The organism is Blautia sp. HCP3S3_D9, from assembly GCF_052063845.1.
Classification (GTDB): domain Bacteria; phylum Bacillota; class Clostridia; order Lachnospirales; family Lachnospiraceae; genus Blautia_A.
On sequence record NZ_JBQHWS010000188.1, the window covers coordinates 1 to 4,734 of the forward strand.

The following is a 4,734-nucleotide window of genomic DNA, read 5'->3' on the forward strand; positions in this document are numbered from 1 at the left end:
TAATGTTTTTGTCGTACAGGGTCACTTTCCTTTGTAATGTTTTGGGTCAAATTCATTATACATCAGAAAGTCCTGTACGATATTTTTTTATGAAAAAGTTGTAAAGTGGTGGCGAGAATATTATTTTAAATAATAATGATTATGACGAAGATTATTTACAAGAAGTACTTAGAATCACGATGGTAGATAAGTTAATAGAAGAGATGCCTGCAGGTATGGATACACATATCTCACAAGATGGAATGAATTTGTCCGGCGGACAAAAACAAAAAATAGCTTTAGCTCGAGCTTTATTAAAGAAGCCAAAAGTATTATTAATGGATGAACCGACAAGTTCAATGGATAATTTATCTGAGAAACAAATTCTGAATTGTATAAAAGACCTAGATCTTATTTGTATTGTGATATCTCATAGATTAAGTACAATTATGAATTTTGACAGAATTGTAGTAATAAACGATGGTAAAATTGAAGAGGAGGGAAATCATGAATTGTTATTACATAATAAAGGACTATATTCTAAAATTTATATGAATGAAATAATAGCAAAACAATAAAGAGAATTATCTACATTAGATTTCCTTATGCGGGTCGTATTGTGTTCTTTATTAGGGGAGACTGCGCAAAAACTCAAAAGCCAATTTTAAAAGTTGGGGACAACGTCCAGTATGCAACGATAAGAAAAACAACGATGTAGTGTCAGAAGATGATTTAATGGCCCATTTAGATATAAAAGTGGAGAATGATGACCGGCCAAAATTAGTTTTCGGACAGTCTGTGTGGGGAAATATTCTGCTTAAAGAATTTGTTGCAAGATCTAAGAATTCTATATACAAACAGGTAATTTGAGATGTATAGTTGATTTTATTTTTACAAGTTGGAGTTTGTTCATGTCATCAATATAATTTTGAGACACTATTTTTGAATATTCAAAAATCTTATAATGTCTTCTGGAATATTTTTAGAAAATTAGGAAAGCTAACTTGACATATATGCAAAAATATAATATACTAAGACCAGAATATAGGAAAAACTTGAGGATGATTAGTGAAAAATGTATTAGAACAATTACGAAGGCAAAACGGATTAAGTCAGGAAGAATTGGCTGAAGCTTTACAAGTATCAAGACAGACAATTTGTTCTTTAGAAAAAGGCAGATATAACCCATCTATAATATTAGCGTTTAAAATAGCACATTTTTTTTCAAGGTCGATAGAAGAGATTTTCGTTTATGAGGAGGGGAAAGAATGAAGAATAATAAAAAATATTTGATATGTTCTTGTGCTTTTTTTGCATCCAGTGTAGTAGCATTTATTTTAGATGAAGATATTTTAGCTGCAAGTGGTATTGAGAAGGGAAGCTTGATAATAGGACTGTGCATAGCTGGGTTTTTCTTTTTGATGGAGGGATTAGATTTAGATAAGATATTTATGGCATCCTCGAATAGTATTGAGTACAATAGAAAAATACAATTGCAAGATGAAAGACATATCACTATTGAGAATTATTCCAAAGCGGAAACGTATGAAATGCTGAGTAGATTAATGATAATGAGCATTTTTGTTCTTATCGTCTTAGAAGAAATCAGTAAGGTAGCTGTTTGTATTTGGGTTGCGATAATTTTGGGATGTGAAGTAGGGCGCTTTTTGTACAAAAAGAGATTAGAACGAAAAATGTGAATTTCTCGTAAAATTAACTCTCCAAATAAAATGTAAAATCATAATATGATTTACATGATGGTGTATCAAAAGATAGTCTAAAGTAAGGCATAGGTGTATATTAGAGTTGTTTTTCTGATCCGTTAATTTTCTTTAGAATTGTAGTTGTTAGATATTTAGACCATTTTACTACAATTACGGAGGAGGGGTTATGGTAGCTACTCGCAAAACCCATGTTCCCATGGCGGAGCAGATTAGGCTTATCAATGAATGCCGCAAGAGCGGTATGACAGATGCTGACTGGTGCCGTGAAAACGGCATTGCAGCAAGCACCTTTTATAATTGGGTCAGCCGTTGCCTGTTGCCGAAAAGTAGCGGCGGATCAGATTCGGGCACCGAATTACGGTTATCATGAGGAACCTCTTCCTAAGCAGGATGTGGTTCTCATTAACATTGTTCCGGATCGTTTCCCAGAACAGAATACTGCATCGCAAATGCACTTTGATAATTCACATACGATTGAAGTGACCACGAAGGATATCATAATTCTAAGATATCGTGCCAGTTTCTGCCATTTCTTCCAATTGAAAGATATATTGTTTCCAGACCGTATATCTTTGGCTTGGATATTCACTTTTAATAAATGAAAGCCATTCATCTCTTGCTTTTTCTGAATATTCCCGTCCTGTTTGATTTAAGAATTCCTCCAAAGAATCATAACAGTCTTTATGAGACCTCCGGCTACTGGAACATACTTTCTTTTCTTTTAATAGGATACATTACTGTGTCAACAGTTGTTTGGTAATCCATGAAATTACTTCCTTTCAAAAATTTATAGCGATTTCATTATCGCACAATTTCTTGTTATGTTCTAAAGAGCATAACAAGAAGAACTGGCTGTTCAGTGATTCCGTAAATGGACCCAATGCCAGCGCAGTGGTCTACACCATGGTGGAGATGGCAAAGGCACATGAACTGAATGTTTACGGATATCTGAAGTTCCTTCTGGAACACCGGCCATCGAAAGAGATCAGCGATGAACAGTTCGCAGAACTGGCACCATGGAGTGAAAAACTTCTGTCTATCAAAAATCGCATGTGAATTGTAGAGAATTACTCCAACTCGCAAAGGGCTGGGGTAATTTTATATCTGACCGCATTATTATTTGGCGGTTACTAACAATTCAAAAGGAATTAAAGAAAAATAGTACATATCGTTACAAAAAAAGTATTACATGGAGAATAGAAAAAATTACATATAAGTGAGTAAAGATGATGAATATGATAGAATATAACCGTGATATAGGTAGTGTAAAACAGATTATGAAAAAATATCCTGAAATATAATGCAGTATATAATTACTGTGCATTATTCAAAAAGGTTTGCTTTTTTATACTATTTAATTTGCATTTAAGGAAGTTTCTTAAAAAAACATATTATGTAGAGATTTGAGCAGTGTAGCAACACTGCTCGCTTTACGTTTAAGATAACAGCGTAATTGATTACTCCTATTATTTGTATTGCATCGAACGAATTAGGGTAGCATAGAACTACAATATAATTAAGAGGTAATCAATTATGGAGAGTAGAATCAAACAGCTCCGGGAGAAACGAGGGCTAATACAGGAAATTCTTGCGGCAGAATTAGGGATAACTCAGCAAATGCTTAGTAAATATGAGAAGGATGTCACACTGGTAAAGGTGGATATCCTTAAGAAGATAGCAACGTATTTTAATGTAACAACGGACTATCTACTGGGTGTTTCAGATGTAAAAAGGGATCTACAGAGACAGATGAAAATGAATGAAACATTAGATGAGTATTACGACTTGATTGAAGTATATAAGGATTTAGATTCATACGACAAGGAAATGATATGGTCGATTATACAGACGGTAAAAAAGGCGAGTGAAAAGCGAAAAAAGGACAACAAGCAGACAGAAGAGAGTTGATGTGAATGTTGAATATAGCGATTTGTGATGATGATATTCGAACAACAGGGCAGATAGAGATGCTGATTCGGAAAATAGCGAAGAGGAATTTCGTCGATATAGACATAGAAGTATTCTGGAATGGGGAGAGTCTGGCAGACGCGGTTGCAGCAGGGGACGGTTACGATATCATTTATCTGGATATAGAAATGGACAAAGAGGATGGGATTTCAGCAGCTAAAAGAATCAGAACATATGATAAAAATGTTTTGATTATTTATGTTACCAGCCATGAAAACCACATGAAAGAATCCTTTGTGGTGCGGCCGTTTCAGTTTCTGGTAAAGCCGGTAAGCGAGAATCAAATGGAAACGTGTTTTATGGCGGCTTATGAGGATATAAATAGCGGAGACTTTTACTTTCGTTATAGTTACCAACGTATGAATCATAAGGTACTGATCCGGGATATTTTATATTTTGAGAGCAATAAGCGGAAAGTGTTTATTGTGACTGGAGAAGAAACTTTTGAGTTATATGGGAAATTAAGTGAGATAGAGAACAGCCTGAAAGCATGCAAAGTCTCTTTTTTACGTGTCCATCAGTCTTTTCTTGTAAATTATAAGCATGTAAAGGGACAGTCCTATGATTTTGTAGTAATGGACAATGGAAAGAAGATTTCCATTAGTGAAGACAGAAGAAAGATGATCAGCGAGCAGTATTGTTCGATGGAGGATACATATTATGTGGATAGATAAGGCTTTGTCTTACGGAGCAGATATATTGTTGAGTGCTTATGCTGTATATCTGTTCTTTTATTATTTTGACATATTTTTTGACCGGAAAAAGGACAAAGGATTATATGTAGTTGGACTGGCGGTATTTGTTTTGTGGCAGTTTGGAATATCGACCATCAGTAGCTTTCCTGCTTATGTAAATATTGCAGTTACAGTAATTGTTACACTGTTTGCGGTTATGATTGCTTATGAAGGTATGTGGTGGAATAAGAGTGTGTTTGTGATTACATTTAATGCAATCGTAAGTGCTTCAAAAGAAGGCGTAGTGCTATTTCCTCCACCAATTGATATACTGGGAAAAACCAATATATTTTAAGGAGGACTTATTCTATGGGAAAAACCAACCAGGA

Annotated in this window: 7 protein-coding genes and 1 pseudogene; all 8 read left to right on the forward strand. The window is 34.6% G+C overall.

All coding sequences use genetic code 11. The annotated features are described in order from the left end of the window. Positions 1-179 precede the first annotated feature (179 nt). The 8 genes and pseudogenes from ACTNES_RS19455 to ACTNES_RS19490 all read left to right on the forward strand — a co-directional run bounded on the left by ACTNES_RS19455 (position 180) and on the right by ACTNES_RS19490 (position 4,700). Complete coding sequence (locus ACTNES_RS19455; protein ID WP_441040436.1) at positions 180-557, forward strand: ATP-binding cassette domain-containing protein; 378 nt, start codon at positions 180-182, stop codon at positions 555-557. A 490-nt stretch (positions 558-1,047) separates the two neighbouring features. Beyond that, positions 1,048-1,251, forward strand: a complete 204-nt coding sequence (locus tag ACTNES_RS19460; RefSeq protein WP_441040437.1) for a helix-turn-helix transcriptional regulator — start codon at positions 1,048-1,050, stop codon at positions 1,249-1,251. After that, entirely contained in the window at positions 1,248-1,679 is a 432-nt protein-coding gene (locus tag ACTNES_RS19465; protein WP_441040438.1) for a hypothetical protein, read from the forward strand. Before ACTNES_RS19460 ends, ACTNES_RS19465 begins: the two co-directional genes overlap by 4 nt. A 190-nt stretch (positions 1,680-1,869) precedes the next feature. Next, positions 1,870-2,073: an IS66 family insertion sequence element accessory protein TnpA gene (gene tnpA, locus ACTNES_RS19470; RefSeq protein WP_441040439.1), complete on the forward strand. Its 204-nt coding sequence runs from the start codon at positions 1,870-1,872 to the stop codon at positions 2,071-2,073. A 470-nt stretch (positions 2,074-2,543) separates the two neighbouring features. After that, positions 2,544-2,759, forward strand: a pseudogene (locus tag ACTNES_RS19475) (transposase domain-containing protein); the annotation flags it as partial. A 477-nt stretch (positions 2,760-3,236) separates the two neighbouring features. Further along, positions 3,237-3,611: a helix-turn-helix domain-containing protein gene (locus ACTNES_RS19480; RefSeq protein WP_441040440.1), complete on the forward strand. Its 375-nt coding sequence runs from the start codon at positions 3,237-3,239 to the stop codon at positions 3,609-3,611. 5 nt (positions 3,612-3,616) lie between these two features. Continuing rightward, positions 3,617-4,345: a LytR/AlgR family response regulator transcription factor gene (locus ACTNES_RS19485; RefSeq protein ID WP_441040441.1), complete on the forward strand. Its 729-nt coding sequence runs from the start codon at positions 3,617-3,619 to the stop codon at positions 4,343-4,345. Then, the gene (locus ACTNES_RS19490; RefSeq protein WP_441040442.1) at positions 4,332-4,700 is read left to right on the forward strand and encodes a hypothetical protein; all 369 of its coding nucleotides are present in this window, start codon (positions 4,332-4,334) and stop codon (positions 4,698-4,700) included. Before ACTNES_RS19485 ends, ACTNES_RS19490 begins: the two co-directional genes overlap by 14 nt. Positions 4,701-4,734 lie beyond the last annotated feature (34 nt).